This window comes from Nostoc sp. (genome assembly GCF_036918245.1).
GTDB lineage: Bacteria > Cyanobacteriota > Cyanobacteriia > Cyanobacteriales > Nostocaceae > Nostoc.
In genome coordinates this window covers 1-23,605 of the sequence record NZ_JBALEF010000019.1, presented here as the reverse complement: position 1 = coordinate 23,605, position 23,605 = coordinate 1, and the positions used below count along the sequence as shown (strand labels likewise).

The 23,605-nt window shown below is 42.2% G+C and carries 25 protein-coding genes and 1 tRNA gene; 16 read left to right on the top strand and 10 right to left on the bottom strand.

The window, feature by feature from the left end:
- Positions 1–28: 28 nt before the first annotated feature.
- Complete coding sequence (locus V7L12_RS04490; RefSeq protein WP_334816312.1) at positions 29–433, bottom strand: ExbD/TolR family protein; 405 nt, start codon at positions 431–433, stop codon at positions 29–31.
- Positions 420–1,088, bottom strand: a complete 669-nt coding sequence (locus V7L12_RS04485) for a MotA/TolQ/ExbB proton channel family protein (RefSeq protein ID WP_334816314.1) — start codon at positions 1,086–1,088, stop codon at positions 420–422. Before V7L12_RS04485 ends, V7L12_RS04490 begins: the two co-directional genes overlap by 14 nt.
- Positions 1,089–1,437: 349 nt before the next feature.
- Between V7L12_RS04485 and V7L12_RS04480 the strand changes: the two genes are divergently transcribed.
- Entirely contained in the window at positions 1,438–2,934 is a 1,497-nt protein-coding gene (locus V7L12_RS04480; protein WP_335082487.1) for a TonB family protein, read from the top strand.
- Between the two features lie 192 nt (positions 2,935–3,126).
- Here V7L12_RS04480 and V7L12_RS04475 read toward each other — a convergent pair whose 3' ends face one another.
- A complete protein-coding gene (locus V7L12_RS04475; RefSeq protein WP_335082485.1) occupies positions 3,127–3,285 on the bottom strand; it encodes a hypothetical protein in 159 nt (52 codons plus the stop codon).
- Positions 3,286–3,534: 249 nt separating this feature from the next.
- Between V7L12_RS04475 and V7L12_RS04470 the strand changes: the two genes are divergently transcribed.
- The gene (locus V7L12_RS04470; RefSeq protein WP_099099597.1) at positions 3,535–3,780 is read left to right on the top strand and encodes a hypothetical protein; all 246 of its coding nucleotides are present in this window, start codon (positions 3,535–3,537) and stop codon (positions 3,778–3,780) included.
- Between the two features lie 10 nt (positions 3,781–3,790).
- On the top strand, positions 3,791–4,831 hold the full coding sequence (locus tag V7L12_RS04465) for a hypothetical protein (RefSeq protein WP_335082483.1): 1,041 nt from the start codon (positions 3,791–3,793) through the stop codon (positions 4,829–4,831).
- A gap of 83 nt (positions 4,832–4,914) precedes the next feature.
- Here V7L12_RS04465 and ilvA read toward each other — a convergent pair whose 3' ends face one another.
- Positions 4,915–6,426, bottom strand: a complete 1,512-nt coding sequence (gene ilvA / locus V7L12_RS04460; RefSeq protein WP_335082481.1) for a threonine ammonia-lyase, biosynthetic — start codon at positions 6,424–6,426, stop codon at positions 4,915–4,917.
- Between the two features lie 404 nt (positions 6,427–6,830).
- On the opposite strand from ilvA, the gene V7L12_RS04455 reads away from it, so the two are divergent.
- The 3 genes from V7L12_RS04455 to V7L12_RS04445 all read left to right on the top strand — a co-directional run bounded on the left by V7L12_RS04455 (position 6,831) and on the right by V7L12_RS04445 (position 9,414).
- A complete protein-coding gene (locus V7L12_RS04455) occupies positions 6,831–7,136 on the top strand; it encodes an RNA recognition motif domain-containing protein (RefSeq protein WP_335082480.1) in 306 nt (101 codons plus the stop codon).
- 304 nt (positions 7,137–7,440) lie between these two features.
- The gene (locus tag V7L12_RS04450) at positions 7,441–7,965 is read left to right on the top strand and encodes a hypothetical protein (RefSeq protein WP_335082479.1); all 525 of its coding nucleotides are present in this window, start codon (positions 7,441–7,443) and stop codon (positions 7,963–7,965) included.
- Positions 7,966–8,385: 420 nt separating this feature from the next.
- Complete coding sequence (locus V7L12_RS04445) at positions 8,386–9,414, top strand: aldo/keto reductase (protein ID WP_335082477.1); 1,029 nt, start codon at positions 8,386–8,388, stop codon at positions 9,412–9,414.
- A 134-nt stretch (positions 9,415–9,548) separates the two neighbouring features.
- Here the strand turns inward: V7L12_RS04445 and V7L12_RS04440 are convergent, their stop codons facing one another.
- The gene (locus V7L12_RS04440; RefSeq protein WP_335082475.1) at positions 9,549–9,944 is read right to left on the bottom strand and encodes a hypothetical protein; all 396 of its coding nucleotides are present in this window, start codon (positions 9,942–9,944) and stop codon (positions 9,549–9,551) included.
- Between the two features lie 537 nt (positions 9,945–10,481).
- On the opposite strand from V7L12_RS04440, the gene V7L12_RS04435 reads away from it, so the two are divergent.
- From V7L12_RS04435 to V7L12_RS04410, 6 genes are all read left to right on the top strand, one after another.
- The gene (locus V7L12_RS04435) at positions 10,482–10,877 is read left to right on the top strand and encodes a hypothetical protein (RefSeq protein WP_442947867.1); all 396 of its coding nucleotides are present in this window, start codon (positions 10,482–10,484) and stop codon (positions 10,875–10,877) included.
- A gap of 280 nt (positions 10,878–11,157) precedes the next feature.
- On the top strand, positions 11,158–11,475 hold the full coding sequence (locus tag V7L12_RS04430; protein ID WP_335082473.1) for a hypothetical protein: 318 nt from the start codon (positions 11,158–11,160) through the stop codon (positions 11,473–11,475).
- A 199-nt stretch (positions 11,476–11,674) separates the two neighbouring features.
- Positions 11,675–11,932: a type II toxin-antitoxin system ParD family antitoxin gene (locus V7L12_RS04425; RefSeq protein ID WP_335082471.1), complete on the top strand. Its 258-nt coding sequence runs from the start codon at positions 11,675–11,677 to the stop codon at positions 11,930–11,932.
- Complete coding sequence (locus V7L12_RS04420) at positions 11,929–12,270, top strand: type II toxin-antitoxin system RelE/ParE family toxin (RefSeq protein ID WP_335082469.1); 342 nt, start codon at positions 11,929–11,931, stop codon at positions 12,268–12,270. Before V7L12_RS04425 ends, V7L12_RS04420 begins: the two co-directional genes overlap by 4 nt.
- A 132-nt stretch (positions 12,271–12,402) precedes the next feature.
- Positions 12,403–12,702: a hypothetical protein gene (locus V7L12_RS04415; protein ID WP_335082467.1), complete on the top strand. Its 300-nt coding sequence runs from the start codon at positions 12,403–12,405 to the stop codon at positions 12,700–12,702.
- Positions 12,702–13,136, top strand: a complete 435-nt coding sequence (locus V7L12_RS04410) for a type II toxin-antitoxin system VapC family toxin (protein ID WP_335082465.1) — start codon at positions 12,702–12,704, stop codon at positions 13,134–13,136. The genes V7L12_RS04415 and V7L12_RS04410 overlap by 1 nt, the downstream gene beginning before the upstream one ends.
- A 75-nt stretch (positions 13,137–13,211) precedes the next feature.
- Here the strand turns inward: V7L12_RS04410 and V7L12_RS04405 are convergent, their stop codons facing one another.
- Both V7L12_RS04405 and V7L12_RS04400 read right to left on the bottom strand, forming a co-directional pair.
- On the bottom strand, positions 13,212–14,021 hold the full coding sequence (locus tag V7L12_RS04405; RefSeq protein ID WP_335082463.1) for a Uma2 family endonuclease: 810 nt from the start codon (positions 14,019–14,021) through the stop codon (positions 13,212–13,214).
- Between the two features lie 64 nt (positions 14,022–14,085).
- Positions 14,086–15,312, bottom strand: coding sequence for a tetratricopeptide repeat protein (locus V7L12_RS04400; protein ID WP_335082461.1), 1,227 nt, complete (start codon positions 15,310–15,312; stop codon positions 14,086–14,088).
- Positions 15,313–15,670: 358 nt separating this feature from the next.
- On the opposite strand from V7L12_RS04400, the gene V7L12_RS04395 reads away from it, so the two are divergent.
- The 4 genes from V7L12_RS04395 to V7L12_RS04380 all read left to right on the top strand — a co-directional run bounded on the left by V7L12_RS04395 (position 15,671) and on the right by V7L12_RS04380 (position 19,544).
- A complete protein-coding gene (locus V7L12_RS04395) occupies positions 15,671–16,276 on the top strand; it encodes a chromophore lyase CpcT/CpeT (protein ID WP_335082459.1) in 606 nt (201 codons plus the stop codon).
- Between the two features lie 222 nt (positions 16,277–16,498).
- Positions 16,499–16,569, top strand: a tRNA-Cys gene (locus V7L12_RS04390).
- A 525-nt stretch (positions 16,570–17,094) separates the two neighbouring features.
- Positions 17,095–18,540 (top strand): MFS transporter, encoded by a 1,446-nt coding sequence (locus V7L12_RS04385; protein WP_335082457.1) that lies wholly within the window; start codon positions 17,095–17,097, stop codon positions 18,538–18,540.
- A 200-nt stretch (positions 18,541–18,740) separates the two neighbouring features.
- Entirely contained in the window at positions 18,741–19,544 is an 804-nt protein-coding gene (locus V7L12_RS04380; RefSeq protein ID WP_335082455.1) for a phytanoyl-CoA dioxygenase family protein, read from the top strand.
- A gap of 182 nt (positions 19,545–19,726) precedes the next feature.
- Here the strand turns inward: V7L12_RS04380 and V7L12_RS04375 are convergent, their stop codons facing one another.
- From V7L12_RS04375 to V7L12_RS04365, 3 genes are all read right to left on the bottom strand, one after another.
- A complete protein-coding gene (locus V7L12_RS04375) occupies positions 19,727–20,545 on the bottom strand; it encodes a beta-1,6-N-acetylglucosaminyltransferase (RefSeq protein WP_335082453.1) in 819 nt (272 codons plus the stop codon).
- A 345-nt stretch (positions 20,546–20,890) separates the two neighbouring features.
- Complete coding sequence (locus V7L12_RS04370) at positions 20,891–21,937, bottom strand: D-alanine--D-alanine ligase family protein (RefSeq protein ID WP_335082451.1); 1,047 nt, start codon at positions 21,935–21,937, stop codon at positions 20,891–20,893.
- A 185-nt stretch (positions 21,938–22,122) separates the two neighbouring features.
- Positions 22,123–23,520 (bottom strand): ATP-grasp domain-containing protein, encoded by a 1,398-nt coding sequence (locus V7L12_RS04365; protein ID WP_335082449.1) that lies wholly within the window; start codon positions 23,518–23,520, stop codon positions 22,123–22,125.
- Between the last annotated feature and the right edge of the window lie 85 nt (positions 23,521–23,605).

Genomic DNA, 23,605 nt, shown 5'->3' with positions numbered 1-23,605 from the left:
GTATTGAGATAAACAGTATTTATACTTGTTATCTTTGGGTAGCGATCGCTAGCCTTGCACCCTTCACCTGACGTACTTGATCCATTATCCCCACTATCTCACCGTGCAAGACTTTTTGATCGGCATTAATAATCACCAATGTATCTTGGTTAGAACCAACTAAAGTCCGCACTCGCGCTGCTAAATCATTAACTGCTATTGGATCGCGATTTAGGCTTACCTGACCTTTTTCATCTACCGTGATGGTAACTTTAGTGGGAATTTGCTGTTCCTTCGCCGTGGCTGCCTTCGGTAGATTTACTGGCAACCCTTCCGATCGTGTTAAAAACAGCGTTGACATAATAAAAAATGTCAAAAGGGCAAACATTACATCAATCAGAGGTACTACATTTATAAATGGTGGTAAATCTGGTTCATTATCATCTAGATCCATAGGACTTCTCCTGTTGTTCGTAGCGATCGAGTTGGTCATAGCGGTCAAGGAACAGTATTTCTAGCTGTCCGCCGTACTCTTGAATCATTGTTATCTGCCGCTGGTATAGTCCCCGGAAGATGCTGGCTCCTAAAAGCACAAAGATAGCCACAACCAATCCTGAGGCGGTAGCAACTAAAGCTTCACTAATACCACTAGTGACTGCACTAGTTTTAGTACCTCCGACATCACCAATATTCAGTCCAGCAAATGAACGAATTAATCCTAAAATTGTGCCGAGCAGTCCCAACAGAGGCGCTAAACCGATAATCGTGTCAAATACAGCTTGAAACCGCTTGAGCATAGGGATTTCTGCTTGCGCCTCGCTTTTCAAAGCCAAACGAAATTTTTCTGGAGTCGGTCTTTCTAGCTGTAGTCCAGCCAGAAAAATGCGTGCTATAGGTAAATCTACGTTTTTTTGCAGCTTATCCACAGCACTAACGACATTATCAAGTCGATAAAGATTTAAAACCTCTCGCACCACCCGGTTTTGACGCTTACCAATCTGTATCCAAAACTTCGCCCGCTCAATCATTAATGCCCCTGCCAACACCGAAAACGCCAGCAGGGGCAACATGACCACACCGCCTGCTTCAAACAAATTCTGAATTCCCATGTAGTGCCTCTAAACGTCATCAACAATACAAAATCAGACTACCAGAATCTAGCTAAAAAATGAAACTTTTTCTCAATAGAGTTTAAGATATAATGATAATTTTTTCAAATTACCTTATCATTAAATTTATTTAATGTTTTTGTAATTTCTATAAATTAATTTAATTAATAGATAACACAAAAATTAATTTTATCTAGAAATTGTCATAATCAACAGTATTCTTCAAAGATATTTTTATTATTAAGTATGCTGTTCGTAACACTGCCCGAAATAATTTTAATTTTTTACTTGATATTTGCAACCATGCATTCTAAGATGACTAAATTAGTGAGAATAGGTAGCAATAGCTATGAGCTTTTCCGGCACTACTGTCGAGCAACGTTCCAAAGAAGTTGAGGCTCTCAAGTCTTTTCTGACTTACAGTCTAATAGGTTCACTGGCGCTGCATATCGGCGTACTGTCCTCAGGCATAAGTAATTATTTGACGAGAGTGCCCACAGGAGAAGAAGAACCAATAGAGGTGGCGATCGTTGATGCTCCGACTGCGGAACCAGAAAAACCAATCGCAGAGATTCCAGAAGAAATAAAAAAAGAACCAGAAGTTGTCCAAAAACAGCCTATAGAAACCCCACCAGTAGAAAAAATTCAGCAGCAAGAACAGATTACAGCAGTTGCTCAGAAGCCACAGCCGATAAATACGCCGCCAAAAGCAATTGCTACCAAGCCAGAAGTTGCTGTGAAATCTGCATCCGTTCCACGATCATCTCTGTCTGAAGATTCCAAAGCAAGTTCGGCAGGTGGCGGTGGTGGTGGTGGTGGTGGCGGCGGCTCTGGTGTTGGTTTAGGCTCAGGTAGTGGTATTGCTGTAGGTACAAGCAGCGGTACTGGCCCTGGTGGAGGTACTGGTACTGGCACTGGCGGTGGCATTGGCAGTGGGACTGGCAGTGGCACTGGTAGCGGCACTGGTAGCGGCCTTGGCAGTGGCACTGGCAGTGGAATTGGCAGTGGCACTGGCAGTGGAATTGGTAGCGGCACTGGCAGTGGAATTGGCAGTGGCACTGGCAGTGGTATAGGCAATGGAGTAGGAAACCGTCCGACAGTAGCAACAGCACCAACAGCGCCAACACCTCCAAAAATTAACAGTTCAGGTAATGCTAATGGTCGTGCAGCCTGCCGCGAATGTAATGCCAAGTATCCTGATGCAGCAAGACGGCGAGGAGTCGAAGGCAGAGTAGAAGTAGCTGTTGATACTGATGCACAAGGCAATGTTACCAATGTGCGAATTGCTCGCTCCAGTGGAAACCGCGATTTAGATGAAGAAACAGCTAGACAAGCGCGTGAGTGGAAATTAAAACCCGCAGAAGGTGGTAGACAAGGGGTATCTATAGCGACTGAATTTGCTATCAAAGGTTCACGACGATCGCGCCAAGTTCAAGAACGGCAAGCACAAAGACAAGCACAAGAGAGAACCCAGCAGACAGCAGCTGCTAACTCCACACCAGAAAATCCAAGACGTAGGCGACGAGAGTTTACACCACCCTCATCTAATGAAGCTAGAGCCACAAAACCAGCAATATCTGGATTTAGTCGGCGACTGGAACCTCAAAGAACGGAAAGTCCTGCTAGCTCATCATCTGGAGCTAGGACAACTCGCACTCAAGGAACTGCAAGAGAGTCCCTACGCCGCGTCCGACGTGAGCGAGCGGCTACCGATTCATCACAAAAGCCACAAGCAACTACAAATCGGCGGCGAAGAGATAACACTAGCCAGAATAAATTGCGGGACTCTTTGCGCCGTTTACGCCAACAACCTCAATCACAACCTGCTGCTCCCAGTCAGCAGTAGTCTGTCAAGTTGAAATTGATGGGTTAGTAATCAGCGCTTGAGCGCTTAACAAAGGACTAAAGTCCTGACTACGAACTTATTGACCCAGCAGAAGTTGACTTGACATACTACTAGTAGAGGGATAAAACTTATTAGAATCATACTTTGATTAACAACGATCGCCGCCTCCTGTTTTTAGGAGGCGGTTGTTTTTTAGGTAGAAATGGCTTCATTAACCATTACCCATCTACCATGAGGAAGAGGGGTTAGGAGTGCGGTAATTTTATGATGGGCAATTAGATAGGCTAGCGATCGCTTGATTTGCCAGTCAATAGTAGTGGAAGTAAATAATTCTGCACTTTCCCCTACCAACTTTTCTGATGAGGGCCATGTAAATCGCTGCGCCTAAAGAATGATAGTAGTGTTTGCTGATCACCAATTATATGCTGAGAGATATAGTCAATGGCTAACTTTCAATTTGCTCATCTGCACTTGACGCTAGGCGTCAGATTCACTGATTTGAATAAAACTTCTACACAAACACACACTGATGCCGTTTGATTTGCTTGAATAGCTATATTGATAAGACATTGATCCGACGGCAATTCACAATTCCTGATTATGGCAAGTAAATTCATTGATGTTAGAGAATATACTGTCAGGGCGCACAAAAGACAGATTCATACTCGTGTTTTCCAGTTTGTCTGTAAAGAGTGTAACGATCTGACAAAACGCGAGACTTTCGGCCCTCGACCTTTATATTGTGAGAGATGTCGCCCTCCCCAACCGCCTAAGAAATCCCAGCCAGCATCTCACAAAGCAAAACCCAGAGCAATGTCTTATAAAAGTGATATCGATTTAAATTGATTAAAGCCCTATGACTCAAAATGGACAATTAGAACCACCTCCAGAAACCTTTTTCTCACCACTGTTGGAATTACGAGACTATTATGCTCGCCTTACAGAAGAGTATGAACGCCTCTTTGTGCAGGCGCGATCGCAGCTCGATCATGTAGAAGCGTTGTTGTCTAACTGGTCTTTTTCTGATACCAATAAGCAGATATCAAGATTAACGGCGACTGATGAAACCTCAAATCTTTCTGGGGAAAGTTCTCTGCGGTTTTTATCACCCCTTGATGACATCGAGGAAATCAACTTGGTGGAGTCTTTAGAGTCAGTAGGAAAAGACTCAGATCGAGTTGAGATAAATAATTCTTTTTCTGCTGCTGTTGATACAAAAGAGAGTCAATCTCTAACGACATCAACAGATCCAAAGACCGCCCCAGAGAACAACGATAGTTCAACGAAGGTAGTGGAAATCCCGATGCTACCTCAGTATCAGCACGCTATCTCGCGAATGGAAGCCATAAAACAGCTATTGCAAGAACAGATAGGTACTGTTTGTCATATCGATTTTATCGTGCGATCGCTCTATGGAGAGTTAGATTCCCATCTATTCAAAGTAGTTAAAGGTAGGGTGCAATCTTCCCTCACCCAAGGCAGAGAAAGGAATTACTGGGTAACTATTCCCGATGAGCCAGGTTGTTATACTCTGGATTTAAGTTTGGTATCCCCAAGTAATCGCAATGGTGCTTCTAGGAGTATCAAAAACAAAAACAAGAAGCCTTTCGTACCCCCGACAAAAACAGTACCGATGCTCAAAGCCTTTGAGGGTCAATTCTTAATTGATGCCCTCACCTCTCTGTTGGAAGAAAATCCAGGTAAAGTTTTCAGCGTTGCTGAAGTCATCACCGGAATTTATGGAGAACTAGATTCTCAGCAAACTAGAGAGATCAAAAATAAAGTGCTGAATGAACTATCTAGAGGCTATCGGACAGGTAGATTCGCTAGGGTTCCTAATCAAATCGGCTTCTATACTTGGGACTCAAATCTGATATTGAAGGGGAGTTCTCGTTAAATTGGGCATTGGGCATTGGGCATTGGGCATTGTTATACTGCTCCTCTGCTCCTCTGCCCCTCTGCCTCTTCCCCACTCCCCACCTATCCCAAAAACAGCTTGTATGCTGGATTCTTATTCTCATCCCAATAGCGATAGCCGAGGTGATCGAGAAAAGCTTGCCACTCTTCCATCTCGTGGGGGGGAACCTGAATACCGACAACGATTCGTCCGTAGTCTGCACCGTTGTTGCGGTAGTGAAAAAGACTAATATTCCAGTCGGGACTCATGGAAGTCACAAACTTCATCAATGCGCCGGGACGTTCGGGAAACTCAAAACGGTAGAGCAATTCATTGTTAGCTAGGGGAGAGTGCCCACCTACCATGTGCCGCAGATGTAGTTTAGTTAGTTCGTCGTCCGTTAAATCAAGGGTTTCAAATCCATGAGCTTCAAAGGTTTCTACCATCTTGACAGCATCGGCACGGTTTTGAATTTGCACACCGACAAAAATATGGGCTGTTTTTTCATCGGCAATACGATAATTAAACTCGGTCAGATTACGGTTGCCAATACATTCACAAAACTGGCGAATACTTCCCCGTTGCTCTGGAATTGTGACTGCAAAGATCGCTTCGCGGCGTTCACCCAACTCTGCGCGTTCTGCTACAAAGCGGAGGCGATCGAAATTCATGTTTGCACCACAGGCGACAGCAATTAGGGTTTGTCCCTCGATTTGTTCTCTTTCGGCGTAAGCTTTGGCAGCTGCGATCGCTAATGCACCAGCTGGTTCTAAAATGGATCGCGTATCCTCAAACACGTCTTTAATCGCAGCACAAGTATCGTCTGTACCCACCAAAATAATTTCATCTACATACTGCTGACATAAACGGAAGGTTTCTTCACCTACTTCCCGCACCGCCACGCCATCAGCAAATAACCCCACTTGGGACAAGCGCACCCGATGTCCGGCTTTGAGTGATTGAGACATCGCATCAGCATCTACTGGTTCAACACCAATAATCTTGATTTCGGGACGCAACCGTTTCACATAAGCCCCAATCCCAGAAATTAATCCGCCGCCTCCAATCGCGACAAAAATTGCATGAATGGGTTGCTGATATTGCCGTAAAATTTCCATCCCAATTGTTCCCTGTCCAGCAATTACATGGGGATCGTCAAAGGGATGAATAAAGGTTAATCCTTTTTCTACTTCTAATTCACGCGCATAGCTATAAGCATCGTCGTAAGTGTTTCCATATAACACTACTGCTCCGCCCCTCATTCTCACCGCATCCACCTTGACTTGGGGTGTGGTTACTGGCATGACGATAATCGCTTTGGTTCCCAAACGATTGGCTGCAAGGGCGACTCCCTGAGCATGATTCCCAGCAGACGCAGCAATTACACCCTTTGCCAATATATCTGGTGGCAGTTGCACCATCTTGTTATAAGCACCCCGCAGTTTAAAGGAAAATACTGACTGCATATCCTCACGTTTCAACAGGAGTTGATTATTCAGCCGCGCAGACAAATTTGGAGCATACTCCAGTGGTGTTTCCTGGGCAACATCATATACACGGGCAGTCAGGATTTGGATGAGGTAGTCGCAAAACATGGGCGTCAAGCTGTTAGCAAATGCTGGATGGAGATTAATTTTACGTTACAAGCGATCGCACTGCTTTTATTGATTTGCTCTCTCTCGAAATTTTGATTGAACTAAAATTTAAAAATTACTAATTAATACTCTTTGAAGAGAAATAAGTTCAGTTATGGAAATTTTTTGATTGCTGCAAATTTAATGCGATCGCTGGTAGGTTGATTTTAAACAAGTTTTGCCAACTATCCGAGTATTTAGATCGACAGATTAAGTATACTCTTGCTTAAGAACATAACTTCTCAATTTATGTTAAAGTATGCGTGGAAGATGAAATTCGGCTGTACAGTTTGTTTTTATATATACTTGTATTACAGACCTCTCCGGATCTAAATCTCTACATCCTCTGATTCTGGAGACATTCTATGTCAATTTACGTCGGCAATCTATCTTATGAGGTTAAAGAAGATGACCTCCGGCAAGTCTTTGCAGAATATGGAACTGTAAAAAACGTTCAATTGCCTATCGACCGAGAAACAGGCCGGATGAGAGGTTTCGGCTTTGTGGAATTGGAATCAGACGAACAAGAACAAGCGGCGATTGATGCCCTTGATAATGCTGAATGGATGGGTCGAAGCTTAAAAGTTAATAAAGCCAAGCCCAAGACAGACGGCGGTTCCTCTGGTGGTAGACGAGGAAGCTATGGTGGTGGTGGTGGTGGCCGTTATTAACGGTCTAAAACCAAAAATTTAACTCTAAGGTCTTAAGGGCAGACACAGGGTCTGCCTTTTTTGTGCTTCGGTTAAACGAAGAAAGGCAGTCCCGATAAAACAAGTTTCAAAAGCCTTGGATGAAAGAATGACTGGGGACTAGTATTTTGACTCAGTACTGGCTCAACCTTAGCTATCCGCTAACAGCACTCAGCACTTTCAAGTCAGAGGGCAGGATGCAGGAGGTTTTAGGAAATAATTCTTATGAAGCCATGCGTTAGGGTAGCTTACCGCAGGTATCGTTTTTGTAATAGGTATAGCAACCATGAACCCAGAAGCTAAACATATTGTTAACGAACTAAGGCATAAGTTCTACTCTAACTTTGCTACTGCTATGAATATGCCGGTGATCGTAACTGGTACATCTTATAGTAGTAATTCACCGATCGCATCTTGGATGGATCGTAGGCAGAGACTAAACTATATAAATGTATACGCTTATACAGCACCCGATGAATTTGTCCCATTCCGCCCATTCATTCTGCGAGTGGCTATTAACAAAAGTGCTGGTAGAGTGACAGTGACCAGAAAAGGACAAGTCTGCCGAGGTCTGAATTTGTTGTGGGATTTTGAGTTAACTGTACTACCAAAAGAAATCTTAGACTTTCTTCCCTGGATAGTTAACTTAGTTGAGGCCCATGATAAAGGTTCGCCCTTGTTGCTAGAATCACCACCCCATTCATTTGAATTAAAAGTGTCAGAGGTGGGGTTATTTAATAACGCCTGGACTGAAAAAGCTTGGCTTTTGGCAAATCCAAGCATATTCCCTAATAGTAGTCTGTTAACTTGAAATTGATCAATTAGGACTACACGGTAGTTATAACTATCTCAAATTTTCACGAATGATTTCGGACTGCTATATAGCGGTTCCCATTTAGATGCGGTACAACATTATATCGTCGGGTGTAGGGGCACGGCAGTGCCTATTAGTGTCAACTTAAGGTAAAAGCTAGGTAAGAGAAAGCGTTCTAGAGTTGCCCTCATCCCCTAACCCCTTCTCCCATGTTGGGATTCGGGGAATTGGAGAATTATGCTCCCCTCTCCCAAATTGGGAGAGGGGCTGGGGGTGAGGGCAAAACTCATGCAGTCAGGAGATTTCAGCTTAAGTTGACACGTATGGGCAGTGCCGTGCCCCTACGGGTGTACCTCACGCAAACGAGAAGCGCTATATATGCCTGATAATTAATAAGGCAATCTACAAACAGCAAAGATGCAGACTCTCCAAAAACTCTCACTCCCAAGCATGGGCTGCGGCACTTGGGCCTGGGGCAACCAACTGCTTTGGGGATATGACGAAAGTATGGATGAGCAGTTGCAAGCCGTCTTTAACCTTTGTGTAAGCAACGGTGTAACTTTATTTGATACAGGCGATTCTTACGGAACTGGGAGATTGAATGGTCGGAGTGAGTTACTTCTGGGACGATTCAACCGAGAATATGTAGGTTCAGGCAAAGAAAATATTTGTATTGCAACTAAGCTTGCTGCTTACCCGTGGAGATGGACACGTCAATCAATGGTAAAGGCTTGCCAGTCATCTGCCCAACGCCTGGGAAGAAATGTCGATTTGGTACAGATGCACTGGTCAACAGCAAACTATGCTCCTTGGCAAGAAGAAGGACTTTTAGATGGTCTTGCCGATTTGTATGAGCAAAGACTGGTCAAGGGAGTGGGATTATCCAATTATGGGCCGAAACGGCTGAAGCAAGTGCAGAAAAAGTTCGCTGAACGAGGCGTTCCGATTACAACTCTGCAAGTTCAATATTCTCTATTGTCTACATATCCTGTCACCCAACTGAAGCTCAAAGACCTTTGTGATGAGTTGGACATTAAATTGATTGCCTACAGCCCTCTAGCTTTAGGACTATTGACAGGAAAATACTCTGAGCAAGGCCCTTTGCCTAAAGGCATTCGAGGTCTATTATTTAAGCAAATATTATCAGGAATGCACAGAGGCGTTCGCGCAGCGTCTCGTAGAGAAGCAGCTTTTGCTAGCAAATCGCTTTTGGAATGTTTGCGAGAGGTGGCACAGTTCAGAAACAAAACCATGTCACAGGTAGCAATTAATTGGTGTATCTGTAAAGGAACTATTCCCATCCCTGGAGCAAAGAGCGTGGAACAAGCGAGGGAGAATCTTGGTGCATTGGGTTGGCAATTAGACGCTGGTGAGATTGCAGAGTTGGATCTGGCGGCGGCGAATACAGACAAAAAAATGGTACAAAATATCTTTCAAACTAAGTGATTCAAGGTCGCTGAATTAGAATATGAATCATTGCAAACAGGTGTTTTGACTACGACTGAGATGGGAATGGTGTAGTTCGATTATTTGAAAAGCGCTGTCAAATCAAGACTTTTGTTAAGAGTCTAATGATGATATTATGCAGTTTGGGTATTATTATTATAAACTTCATCTGTACTAGCTTTTAATCGATTGACTAAGCTTTTGCGGACGCGATCACTTTTGCGAACACCACCCGCCATTTCATATTCATGGCTGTCTTTGCCGTACTTAAAAGCAACTCCCAGGAGCATTTTTTCAGTCAGATCGCTCAAACTTTTTTCCAACTCTTTCATCTCATTTGTATAAGAGTCAATCACAGCCAGAGTCGTATTATAAGCATCTATTTTGCTACGGTACTGCTGAATTATTTGTGTAAGATTTTGCAAGTTCCGAGCATCCCCAAAATCCATGCCAGGATCAATTGCTTTGAGTCCGGCGATTCTCAACTCAGCTTTTTCTAGAACGCGATATGTACGCTTTTGCCGAGGCATAATTATCTTCTTTTTATGTGTTCTAGAGCTAGCTTGCCCTACTAAAGCCTAATTTTGGTTGGGTAAAATCCACAAATATTGGTATCGAGTGTAACGATAGACTCCGCAATATCAACGAGAATAATCCTGTTTGTAACGAAAATCGTCGTGGTGGTAACTAAACTCGTAACATTGTAACGAAAATAATGATGTTTGTAACAAAAATCGTAGCGGTGGTAACTAAACTCGTTATTTCAGTAACAAACTCGTAATATTGTAACGAAAATAATGATGTTTGTAACAAAAATCGTACTGGTGATAACTAAACTCGTTATTTTAGTAACTTAAAACGCGATGTTAGTGGCAATGTTAGTAACGGCAACTGGTTTCAATTCCAAACACCTAGATATCACAGGCAATGAATTGAGCAAGTAATGCTGAACTCTGGAAAACCTGTAACACTGAGTGAAATCGAGGGTTTTTTAACTTAGCTGCGGAATTTAGAACAAAAGCGGTGTGTTAATAAGTAAATAAAATACACATAGTCAAGGCAGGATTATGATACTTGAAACTGCGGCGATCGCTGTTGGCACTATAATAGCTACCAAAGCCTTAGAAAAAACAACCGAAAAGGTAACAGAAACTTTATTAGATAAGACTGGTAAGTTTCTCGTCACCCTCAAAAAACAGTCTCCCCATACTGTAGTTGCAATAGAGAAAGCACCAGAGCAACCACTCGATTATGGCAAGGCTGTACTAGAGGTAGAATCGGCTGCTAAAGCTAATGCGGAAGTGGCTCAAGCTATGCAGGAATTGGCCGCAGCAGCTAAAGCAGAACCAAATCCTAAATTGGCTGAAATTCTGGCTATGTCTAATTTAGAGAAATTGGCAGATAAAATTGGTCAGGTTGTCATGCCAGGTGGGACAGGAAATATTCAAAATCAATCCTTTTAAGTCATTTATCGTGTTACCTAACCCCCAGCCCCTTCCCTACTAGCGTTGGGGAGTAAGATTCAAAGCCTCTCTCCGTTTCGACTACGGTGTACACACATCTTGGTAATGAAGCCCAAATCCTGGATTTACCCCCCTTAATCCCCCCTTGGCAAGGGGGGAAATATCCTGTTCTCCCCCTTGGCAAGGGGGAGTTAGAGGGGGTCAAAAGGACTTGTGTGTACGCGTAGCCGTTTCGGAGAGAGGTCTTTCAGTTTTCGTGAACAGCAAGATTTAACTATGTATGCCTGAAGACTCTGGCAAGTTTGCCGAAAAAATTGGTGCTTTTGCTGCCCCTGGTTCTCAAGTTAACATTGGCACTCAAATTCTTAACGGGCAGAAACAGCTAACTCCCACAAAATATATCCCTTATCGCGGTTCTGTTCATTTCGTCGGGCGAGAAACGGAACTGACAATGCTGCATAAAGACTTGCAGCGCAAAGACTATGTAGCAATAGCGGGAATGGGTGGCGTGGGCAAAACTGAATTAGCTACCCAATATGCCAGACGATATCAAAGCGATATTAATTTTACCGTTTTACCTGCTGTGGCGATTGGTTAAAAAATTAATTCGTAATTAAAAGAGCGAGTCTAGGCGATAGAGTTTGCAATCGAGTAGTTTTGAGCGTTCGTCGAAGACGTTGCCGAAGGCATCGCTATTTTCTCATCAACCAAGGTGCGATCGTTAAACATTTTCTCAAAGACAACGCCTAACAACCTTGATAAGATGGAAAAAATAGTTCAACCTCACTGCCAAGGTTATGAGTAACATTAATATTTCCTTACCTGAGTCGATGAAAGCCTTTGTTGAAGAACAAGTTGCTCAAGGTGGCTACGGTTCAGTTAGCGAATATCTACAAGAATTAATTACTCAAGACCAAAAACGCAAGATGCAAGAACATATAGAAGAACTTTTAATTGCAGGACTTGAAAGTGGAGAGACAATAGAAGTTAATGATGAATGGTGGCAGCAAAAACGCACACATTTGATAAATCAGCTGCATCAAGAGAAACAATGACAAAGCGGATAGTCATTACACCAAAAGCCAGTTTAGATATTGATGAGTATTTTGTTTACATTGCCCAACAAAACCCCGACACGGCTCTTTTGTTTTTTGACTCTGTAAGACTTGTCCTGAGCGCAGTCGAAGGAGAAACTTTTGCACAGTTAGCAAGAATGCCTGGAATGGGTAGCCGTTATCCTCTGGATAATCTTCGTTTACAAGGTTTACGTAAATGGGCTGTTAAGGGATTTAGAAAGTATCTAATTTTTTACTTTGAGCGAGATGAAAGCATTCAAGTTGTGCGGATTCTCTACGCAGGGCAAGATATAGAAAGGATTTTAGAACAGGAATAATATTGATTAGCGATCGCTTTTATAATTGCGTTGGTGGAGCGATCGCTATTCTCTCATCAACGAAGGTGCGTAAGTGTAGCCCGTCTTAGGCGATCGCATTTTAAAATTGGAGTATTAATTGTATTTACGTCTATGAACTTTCCTCCTCAACTCCAACAAAAGATTGAAAAATGGGCAAACAGTCAGGGAATTTCGACTGAGCAGTTTGTTTTGCAAGCTATTGCAGAAAAAATTGCCACGCTGAGTCAGCAAGTCACTGAAGAACATACTCAACAAAACTCTGAGATGACCAATATACTGCCCCTTAACCAACCAAACATTTATCGAAAAGAAGGGATTTTAGTTGTAGAGGCAGAATTACCAGAAAACTTTGATGTTAATACCTTTATAGATGAGTTGAGAGAAGAACGCATTCAGGATCAAATAACTTAATGAAAGTCTTGTTTGATACTTCTGTCTTAGTTCCTGCATTCATTGTCAATCACCCCCAACATTCTGTTTGTTTTTCCAAGATTAAAGCTGCAAAATCTGGGCAAATCCAAGGGTTTATCTCAACTCACAGTTTAGCTGAAACATATTCTGTGATTACACGCTTACCCATTCAGCCGCGCATTAGTCCCCAACAAGCTGAGATGATTATTGTAGATATGTCACAGTATTTAGAGGGAGTTCCACTGCTTTTCAATGACTATCAAGCTGCGATCGCTCAAATGGTAAGCTTAAATCTTCCAGGTGGCGGTATTTTTGATGCTTTAATTGCTCAAGCTGCTTTAAAAGCACAGGTAGACGCTTTGTTAACCCTGAATCCAAATCACTTTACTCGTTTGGGAAATGCAATCGCTCATATTGTGCAAGTCCCCGATTAAATGTGTAGACGCTTCTTTGGCTTGTCGTCAGGCGCTATTCTCTCATCAACACAAATGCTATATGTCTTCTGAGTTCTACGTTTCTATCTCAGATACATTCAAACCTGTTAACCTCGATACCTGTTCTACTGTCATCCCAGACTCAAGTAAGTTGCGTGCAGTTTGTAATAACTGCAATTCTGCCTTGTCTGCCCTTTGGCGTTCTTGTTCTGTCCTTTGGCGTTCTTGTTCTGTCCTTTGGCTTTCTTGTTCTGCCCTTTGACGTTCCTTTTCTTCAGGAGTTGGCAGCAATTCCCCTGCCAAATTTGCCCAGCGTAACCAAGTAGCATCAATACCTTTATAATTTCCCTGCCACAACTGCAATCCTAACCCTAAAGATTGACTCACCAACTGATTTTGAGCATTTACTACAATAGGTTGATAAGCTGCTTTTTCATTAGAAAAACCAGCTAAATCATTAGGGTTAAAAGGGTCATACCAGAAATATTCTGGCACACGCATTTGATTTTGATAAATTAGCTTTTTCTCATTTTTGTCTGCTTGGGCTGTGCTGTCAGAAAGCAACTCAATAACTACATCTGGTGTTTTACCTTCTTCCCAAACCACCCAACTGCGACGTTCTCCTTTCGGGACTCCCAACACAGCAAAAAAGTCTGGCCCTTTAAAGTCTTTGTTTCGCACCTGGGCCAGACTGTAGTAAACAAACATATTACCGCCGATAAACCCATCCTCTCGTTCTTCCAACCAAGGTATCAGAGCATCTATCAGCAAATCCATCTGGGCTTTGTGTCGCGGGCTTTCCATCGGAATACCGTCATCGTCTGGTAATTCTGCTTGAGTGGGTGGGAGTTGAATATCTGGTGCAGCTAGGGTAGTTTCTGACATAGCTTTTCACCTTGTGGGGAGGCGTGGCGGGTATTTTTATATTAAGCGATCGCAGAAACTTCAGTTAATTTGCTTTCGACAGTTTTTCAATTTGTCCAGTAAAATATGCTTCTTCATGTTTGAGTTGTTGCGCCAGTTTTAACCCTTGTTGAAAAGCTGTTAGTGCTTGAGGAAATTCTTTACGTTCTAGATACAATTGCCCAATTTGGTCATAAGCTTGCATCATTCCGTAAAAGTTGGCGGCTTGCGCCTGTATCTGCACCAGAATTTGGCTAGCCTGCAAAGCCTCCTCTGTTTGTCCTTGCGAACGATACAGCGCAATTAACTTCTGCAAAGCATCACCAGCACGAACGTACTCCTTTAATTGCCAAGCAGTGGTATAAGCTTCTTGATAATTTTTAAAAGCTTCTAGCAGTAAGTTAGGATCTTTCTTGGCTAGAGATTCGTAATCTGAAGCGATCGCTAGTTTTAATTCTGGTATTTCCGTAAGCTTATTTTCATTGACATAAATTTCTGCTAGTTTGTTAAGTACATTCAATGACTGCTGCGGTTGGTTTGTCTGTTCGTAAATATCAGCCAGCTGTTGCAGATATGTTACCTCGCTTATACGATCGCCAAGAGATGTAGCGAAACTCAACAATTCCTCGTAGATTGGCGCAGCTTTGCGATAATCAAACCAACTCAAATGCAGTTCTCCAAGTGTTTTGAGGGTTTCTAATACCGCTGTTTGATCTTTTTGTTGTCGCACTACTAGCAAAACTTGGTCGTAAGCTTCTATAGCCAGTTTAGACGATCGCACATTTTTGTAAGCTTCACCTAGTGATCGCCACAATTCTAGCTCGATTGGGGCAGTTTTTTTCTGAGATTGGGCTTGCTTTTGAATTGCTTGCAATCGTTGCGTAATATATTGTACTTCTGGTGCGTCATTTAGCTTCCAAGCGATCGCCCCAACTCGTGATAATGCTTGTACCTCTGCTAATGAACCTAAAAAGCGCCGCAAACGCAATTCTCGGTTCCAAATTTCAAACGCCGCAACCGGTTCCCCTGCTTGCAGTTTCGCCGCCGCTTCTTGATTTAACGCATCTAACGCTGGTTCTAACTTTTGCCGTTCTTGGAGAGTTAGCGGTTGTTTATCCTTGGGCGAACGTGGTGACAGTGGATCGGGTGTGGTAATCTCTAAAGGGCTGGGAGGAAATTTATCAGGTGGTTTCGGCTGTTTACTCTTTGCCAGTGCGAAGGAATTGCTAAAGAGTATAGTGGCAGTAGCGATCGCAATTAAGTGCCTGAGCATGGGTACTTTACTTTGCCTTAAGTGATTTGCATGAGATAATTAGCGATTATCCCCATCCCCTATTATTGACTAACTATTCTCCAGCTTTACAAGAAAAGCCAACCTGAGAGCTATGTGGCTTCAGTACACAGATGAAAGGTAGTGTGCGGATTTTGCAAAAATAAATGCCTAACGAGTTCTAGTTATTAGGTACAAGATGTAAGCAGTTTAACTTGTACTGAAGCAGCCTAATTTTCTCCAGTCAAAGCATCCATCGTAGATATAATTTAAAAATTGCGATCGTAATTAGGATTTTTGAGTCTAGGGAGTGTCAAAATAATCCTAGATAATATTCAAGCAACTAGTCGATCGTTTTGTAATGACTCATTCTACCGATATCGCCACTTTAGCCCGCTGGATGGCAGCTGACTTTAGCAATCAAGAACAAGCTTTTGAAAATCCGCCTTTTTATGCCCATATCCGCGTCTGTATCCGTCCCCTTCCCTTAGAGTTATTCTCAGGGGTAAGTTTGTTTCTCGAACAAGCTTATGATTTTATGCTCAATCAACCCTACCGGATGCGGGTAATGAAGTTGATTCCGGCAGAAAACCACATTGCGATTGAACACTACACGGTTAAAGAAGAACAAAAATTTTACGGTGCATCTCGTGAACCCGAACGCCTCAAAGAGTTGTCTGTTGACCAATTGGAAAAAATGTCAGGTTGCAACATGATTGTAGAGTGGACAGGTAATAGCTTCAAAGGCAGAGTTGAACCTGGTAAAGGCTGCATAGTGGTTCGTGACGGCAAAAATACTTATCTGGATAACGAATTTGAGATTGACGCTAAAGAATTTTTCAGCCTCGACCGGGGAAGGGATTTAGACACCGATGAACGTCTGTGGGGTTCTATCGCCGGTCCATTTCACTTTGTCCGTTGGAGTAATTTTGCCGATGAAGTTAAAGGTGTAACAAGTCAGGAATGAAGAATCACAACTCTCTTAAATCCGCTAAAAGTTGTCTGTAGTGTGGTCAACCTGTAATCGTGACTTTTTAGCGATCGCCTAAAGACTACCAGAAACATCCAGTTCACCTACTATCTCTACCTCAGAATCCTATGCTATCATGGTTTAACTAGCGCCCTATGGCTACTATATGGCTATTAAGATACCTTAGTAACATTCAAGTAGTTCAGGGAATTTTGCTGTGGCGGCATAGCCAAGTGGTAAGGCAGAGGTCTGCAAAACCTCCACCCCCGGTTCAAATCCGGGTGCCGCCTTTAAGGCTTTCAGCCTTTTAAAATAATCAAAAATCACATAAAAGGCTTTTTTGATAGCCAAACTGATATTCAAAGTCCAAGCCTACTGCCTTCTAACCTGTAAGATGTCTTAGATTGCACTACCCAACTTGACTATATATAGATATCACTGTGTATCTAAAACAATGACCAAAGCTAAGACTACCCAAGAAACCTAGCCCTTTCAAAGTGACTAATGAAGATACGTTGTTTCCGTGCTACCATCTGGAATCCTCCGCTCAGATTTGGGGATTTTTGAAGGTTGAAATAACCAATTTTTGTTCCGAATTTCACCACCTTGAAAGGGTTAATATTAAGACTTACGAGCTTTACAAAGCTCCCATAATATGCATTATTAATCAATGTATACATTTCAGGTGCTGACTGCAACTCTTATTTAGTCGTATATTTACTCTTTTGGGTGTTAGACACAACTAAAAGCCCAAAGTTAGTATAGTACATATGTATGATGCGTAAATCCTAATTATTTTCTTAAATACTAGATTTATGGATTCTTCTCAAATTGAAACAGGTGCGCCTCTTTCTATAGAAATTGCTCAGATTGCCTCACCATCAACAACACTCTCTCCTACCTCAACATTCAGCCCTCGTATTTCTAAAGATGCGATTCGCACCAGTTTGAGGGCTTCTACTGCCGATGGTGTTTTCGCAGCAGTTTTCTCTATTGGTACTGGCGGAATTTTGCTAGGTAATTTCTTAGTGGGGTTGGATGCCAGTCCAGTGGTATTTGGCATGGTGAGTTCTATCCCCATGTTGGCGAATCTCTTTCAGCCGATGGGTGCTTATTTGTCTGAACGCAGCACTAGCCGCTTTCAGTATTCCCTTCGCACTCATGGGATTGGTCGGCTACTATGGCTGATTTTATTAATTGGCATTGTTAGCTTTAGTTGGGGAGGGCTGAATTCCAACCAATTAGTGATATTGTCGCTTTTGATTCTCGTATGCAGCCACCTTTTGGGAGGACTAGGAGCCGCATCTTGGTTGAGTTGGATAGCAATGTTAGTCCCACGGCAATTACGAGGTAGATATTTTGGGCTACGCAATAGCCTTGCCAACTTAACCGAGTTGGTCGGTTTGCCAATAGCTGGTCTAGCTGTATCACATTGGTACGGGGGGTCTATCCAAGGTTACGGGGTGATTTTGCTCTTAGGCATTATCTTTGGAATTGTGAGCTTGGGGTGTCAGTATTTCCAGGTAGATATAAATCCTCAATTACAAAATACTTATTATGCTAACTCATCTAAAACCAGTGAGATTCAGTCAGACTTGGCACCAAATGAACCTGGTGAGATATCTGAACCAATCTCTCTGCCGCAAATGCCAACTCCTCAAAACCAGATAGATAGCAGCATTTGGAAAAACTCTAATTTTTTGGTGTTTCTACTTTATTTCGGCTCATGGACGTTTGCTGTTAATCTGAGTGCCCCGTTTTTTAACCTCTACTTGCTAGATACGCTGAACTTGGATGTGAGTTGGGTAACTTTCTACAACAGTCTGCGAGCAGGAGCACACATGCTAATGCTCATCGTGTGGGGAAGATTAGCAGATAAAATAGGCAATCGTCCGATTCTAATTTCTACTGGAATTCTAATTGCAGTCATACCCTGGCTGTGGCTGAAGATGGGTTCTAGTCCTCTCGATCTCTGGCTATGGTTGCCGCTGTTACACATTTTTATTGGAGCTAATTGGGGAGGAGTTGACTTGTGTAACAACAATCTCCAGATAGAGATTGCACCAGTAAAAAATCAGTCTATCTATTTTGCAACAGCAGCAGCTGTTGCTGGGGCAAGTGGTGCTTTAGGAGCAACTATCGGTGGTTTCATCGCTCAATTTGCTGGGTCTTTTGGGATAGCGGAAGTATTTATTGTATCTGGTGTATTACGATTAGCATCACTTGTCCCACTCATTGTTAAAAAAGATTTGGGTAGCTAAGATGAAATTTCTTTGTTACGGATATGAACAAAGAATGTTGTACTCAACCTGGAGATTTATCCACCTATAGGAAGAACTGCTAACTTACATCTTTACTCTACAGTAAAAAAGATTTATAACATAGTGACCAAGTTAATATCAGTAAAACAGATTTCTATAATCTGTTATTAGATAAATCTGACTTTATTCATTTTTTCATAATGCTCAAGGTAGACACATCAAAAATCACCACCCAACAAGTTGAAGCTTTCGAGCGAGACGGTGTTATCTGCATCAAAAATGTTTTGGATGACATCTGGGTAAAACGGATGCGAACAGCCGTTGACAAGAATATATTAATCGCTGGCCCTTTAGAAGTTAAGGGCATCCCCAGACCAGAAGGTCGTGTGGAACATACCAGTAGCTTATGGCTTACTGATGCTGATTTCCGTGCTTTGGCTTTTGAATCTCCGCTAGCAACGCTCGCGGCTCAAGTCTTGAAATCAGAAAAACTGAACTTTTTGGCTGACGGTTTTTTTGTTAAAAAGCCGAAAGCAAACAGCCGTGTCGGCTGGCATAACGACCTACCTTACTGGCCCATACAAGGTTGGCAGTGTTGTAAAATTTGGTTGGCTTTAGATAGTGCGAATCAAGAGAATGGTCGATTAGAGTATATCAAAGCCTCTCATCGATGGGGCAAAGAGTTACGTGAAGGATCAAACCCCTCCTGGTTTACAGAACCAGAGCCTCACGAAATTTTGTCCTGGGATATGGAGCCTGGAGATTGCTTGGTTCATCATTTTCTGACAATTCATCATTCAGTAACCAACATATCTTCCACACAACGACGTGCAGTAGTCACTAATTGGACTGGCGATGATGTTACTTACTGTCACCGCCCGAAAGCATGGCCTTTCAGACCTGTTGAAGAAATTGATCTCCCAGAATTGAATTCATTCAAAGCTAAAAAACCTGGTGAGCCGATAGACTGCGATATATTTCCTAGAGTTGAACTGCATCGCTAGTTGGAAACCGCTACTACTGTATCAAGTTTAAATTGATCGATAAGCAAGTTTGTAGTAAGGACTTTAGTGCTTATTTTTTCAACACTAAAGTGGTTACTACAAACTTTTCATTACTAGCTTGATAAAATTTAAAGTCTCTCTCCTTCTAGGAGAGAGATTTTTCAGATACCGTGAAAAGTCAGCTAGGATGTAATTCTATCAAGTTCATTAAGAATATTGCTATCTATATCAATGTCAAATTTTCGAGCAAAATGAGCAGATGATGCGAGTAAATTTGGCAAGTCTTCCATAAGCAATGTTTTGGGATGACAGCCTCCATTTGACCAATCGATATAGCGTCGTCGGTCGTTTTGCAGCTTCAGATGAGATGCATTAGCAAGTACAGTTTGAAAATACGACTCATCTGTATACTTAAGCTTACTGTAGTACAAGGTTAATGCATTTTTATTGCTGTGAAAATCGATAATGTACTTAGCAGCTTTGCTATTGGCACAAAACCATTGACTTCCACTGAAACAAGCAAGTTTTTTGGAAAAAGGAAGGAATGGTTTTGTTAATAGCGGATGTTCCAAGCATATCTCTAGATTTAGATGGGCTAAGTATTTTTTTGAGTAATGGATAGAAAACGACTTTGTACAGTATCGTTGATAAGAATTTTTCAGCCACAACATATTTGGTCTGACATCAGATTTATAAGTTTTATATGTGATTTGCTCGTATTGAAGATAAGCATCATATTGACTTGAGGCAAGATCGTCCAATATTTGCTTTGCAGTTTTAATGGGATAGTCTGCGCCACTGAGTAATACAAACCAATCCGGTGGATTTGGAACCTCATACATTAATCGAAGTGCTTGGATTGTGGCTTCTACTAAAGTAAAATCTGCCCACTTGGTTTGTAGATAAGGGTGTACTAATAAAACATTCTTTGACAGAGCATCTACAGATAAATCACATTTTGAAAAATCATGATGACACACAATTCGAGGATAGTTAAACATACTGTTTAACTTATTTATTAGTCTATAAATTTGTAGAGGTTTTGCATGAGTTAGTAAAATAAAACCTATCGGATTTCTGGGGAAGTTAGACATTTGTTTAAGTTGTATATCTTGAAAATATTTTAAAATATGTATGTTTTTATCAAGAAATATTTTTTATTAGTTAAATAAGGGTTTAGCCATATTCAAATAGCGATTGGAGAGTGATCGCCCTTGGCGTTGGCGTACCCCTACAGCTACGCACAGCGTTTCGTAGAGAAGCGATCGCAGTCTCAACCGACTCTTAATTAGCGATCGCTCTCCTACCCACTACAAGCAGAAAAATTTATGCCGAGAAATTCACGATCAATTCTGCAACACCTTTTGATTACTGCCCAACGTTTCATTGATAGCCATGATTAATAACTCATTTAGAGGGATTCTGGCTGCTTTCGCCATAGAGGAAATCACACTTTTGGGGGAAAAAGAACAATACAACCCTGCTTCTAAAAACCAAGGTTGTCCCTTTGGGTCGATGCGGAAGTCAAATAAACTGTAGTGGCGACAACCCAGAGCCTGATGACACTTCTTAGCCACTTGCTGAACCGTTTGGGTGATCGAGTCGTTCGGGTCTACAATCCAAGACTTCTTATTATCTTTAGCGGCGAAACCCAAGTTGCCATCGTCTGTTTGTTGGAGTTTATCAGCATGCCTGCGGATGGGTTTGGAGTGGGGGTCTAACAGATACTCTTCAAGGGGTAAACCCACTAGCTCACCGTCTTTAACAATGATGCCGCATCTGACTTCTCGACCGAGTTCAATGAATTCTTCTACGATGACCTCATCTGAATATTCAAATGCTTGCTTCAGAGCAGCGTCATAGTCAGTAGCCTCTTTAACTAAGGCCATCCCTAAAGAGTTATCAGAACTTACGGGTTTGACGATCGCTGGAGGTGTAATTGTCGGCGTATCTCCTTGGCGGAGCAGTTCTCCACGAGGCACTTTTACTCCTGCTGCTTCGACAATTGCTTTGGTTCTGGCTTTGTGCGCCGTTATTGCCATGATATCTGGAGTATTGCCTATGTAAGGGATCTTCAGCAGGTCAAATAGGGCACGGTAGTGAGTCATTCCAGGAATACAAAACATTTGTGGTAACATGAGGTCAATGTTTTGCGTTGTTATAAATTCTATGGCATCAAACAGAGTCATCGCTTTGGTGTCAGCAATATCTTCTTGATTGAGGGAAGGAGGAAATCGCCAGTGGCCATCGGGTGTGATGTATGCAATCTGAAAGTCATAGTGCGATCGCTCTACTGTTGCTGCTAGACAGTCTTGGGCGTAAAGGCGTGACAAATCACAGTAAAAATCATTGTGTGCAGACCCAACTAAATGAAGGATACGAAGTACTGGCATGATTTATCTTCCTTATATATTGTTATAATTTATATAGCGGTTCTCGGTTGAGTGAGGTACAAGAACCCCACCTCCAACCCCCTCCCCGCAAGCGAGGAGAGGGCTATGATTTACCTCTGTGATTAGTAAAGGCTACATATAGCAGTTCTGTATCTAAAAGTGTTTAATTAGGAATTACGAATTATTTAATCGCCACCTAATTCCACCAGTTTACCAATGTTGAAGTCTATTTTTACCCATCCTTTGAGTTGTTGGAGATTCTTCAGTAAAAGTAAAGGAATTTGCCAATGATGCAAAGTCAAAAATGGTATAGGGTCATCAAGACTGTAAATGGTATCAGTGCCCCGTACTAGAGTAGTAACCGATGTTTGCAATTGTTTCCAGGAACGGATACCAGTTAGTCGCCAGATTTCGTGATATATGAAGTAGGTGGGCTTGCTAGTTGCTAGGGGTTCCAGAGGTGCATCTAGAGGAGTTTTACCAAGATAGGCGTCTGCAACACCGGGGTGATTGTAGAACATTGTAATTGCCGAATGGGTACGGGGATTGCATTCAATCGCGTAAACTGTACCGTCTTCAGCTTGGATAAAGTCGAAAGAAACTTGCCCAGTCAGTGCCAAACTCTTGACGAAGTGTTGCACCCATTCACGGATTTGGGTATTTTCGACGTTTTCATAGTTAATTTGAAACGCAGAAGAGTTTGAACAGCAATGTAATCTTAATTCCCCATCCCGCACTGTACTATGTGTGCAGAATTCCTTACCAGGAATAAACTCTTGCATAATCCAAGGTTTTTCTGGACTGATGGGTAAACTATTGACAAAGGCTGCTGTCTCTTCTGGAGTGTCGCAGGGAAGTTTGGTTAAATTTAAGCGGCGAACGGAGTCGTAATCAATACTTTTTAAAATATATTTGCGAGTTTCTTGACTAAAATCGAAATTGATAACTTGTTGAGGATTTGTGATTTTAAAAGATTTGGGGACAGATAAACCAAGCGATCGCGCCCGATCACTAAAGGCAAATTTATCATCCAACATTTTGGTTATATCTGGAGCAAAATGGAAAACTTCGCAGTATTCTGATAATGCAGGCTTTGCTAAAGAGTCATAATAGCTAGCAACAGGACTGCATACAGGTACATAAAGGTCAACCTTTTCTTTTTTAACGATTTCTACTAGCGCCTGGATATAGCCTTCTGGGTCTGATTGCGGAGCCGAAACTGTATAAAAACGACTTACCGCTTTTGAGAATTTATGCCCAGACAACCAGTATTTATGACCTTCAATCAAAATAACTCTGTGTCCTGCGGCATGGAAGGAGCGGGCAAGTTGCAATGCTTTAGTCATCTTGGCTCCACTCACCAAGATCGTCTGAGGATGGGCAGCTACGACAACTTTTTTCGTAAACGGCGAACGCACAATGCCCCACAACAAAGAAATCAACACTATCAAAGCATTGAACGGCAAGGCTATTAGTAATAATGTCAGAGTACCGAAAGTCTTAAAGAAAGCTACTACCTTTACCTTAACACCCGTTGATAACGTTGGAGATTGAGGCAGAGATAAAGAAATTGGGCGTTGCATAATAGGGTATGAACATAGGGTGCTAAAACATGAATTGTCCTGACTGTGGCTCTAAAAACATCCGTAAGAATGGGATAAAAAGAGG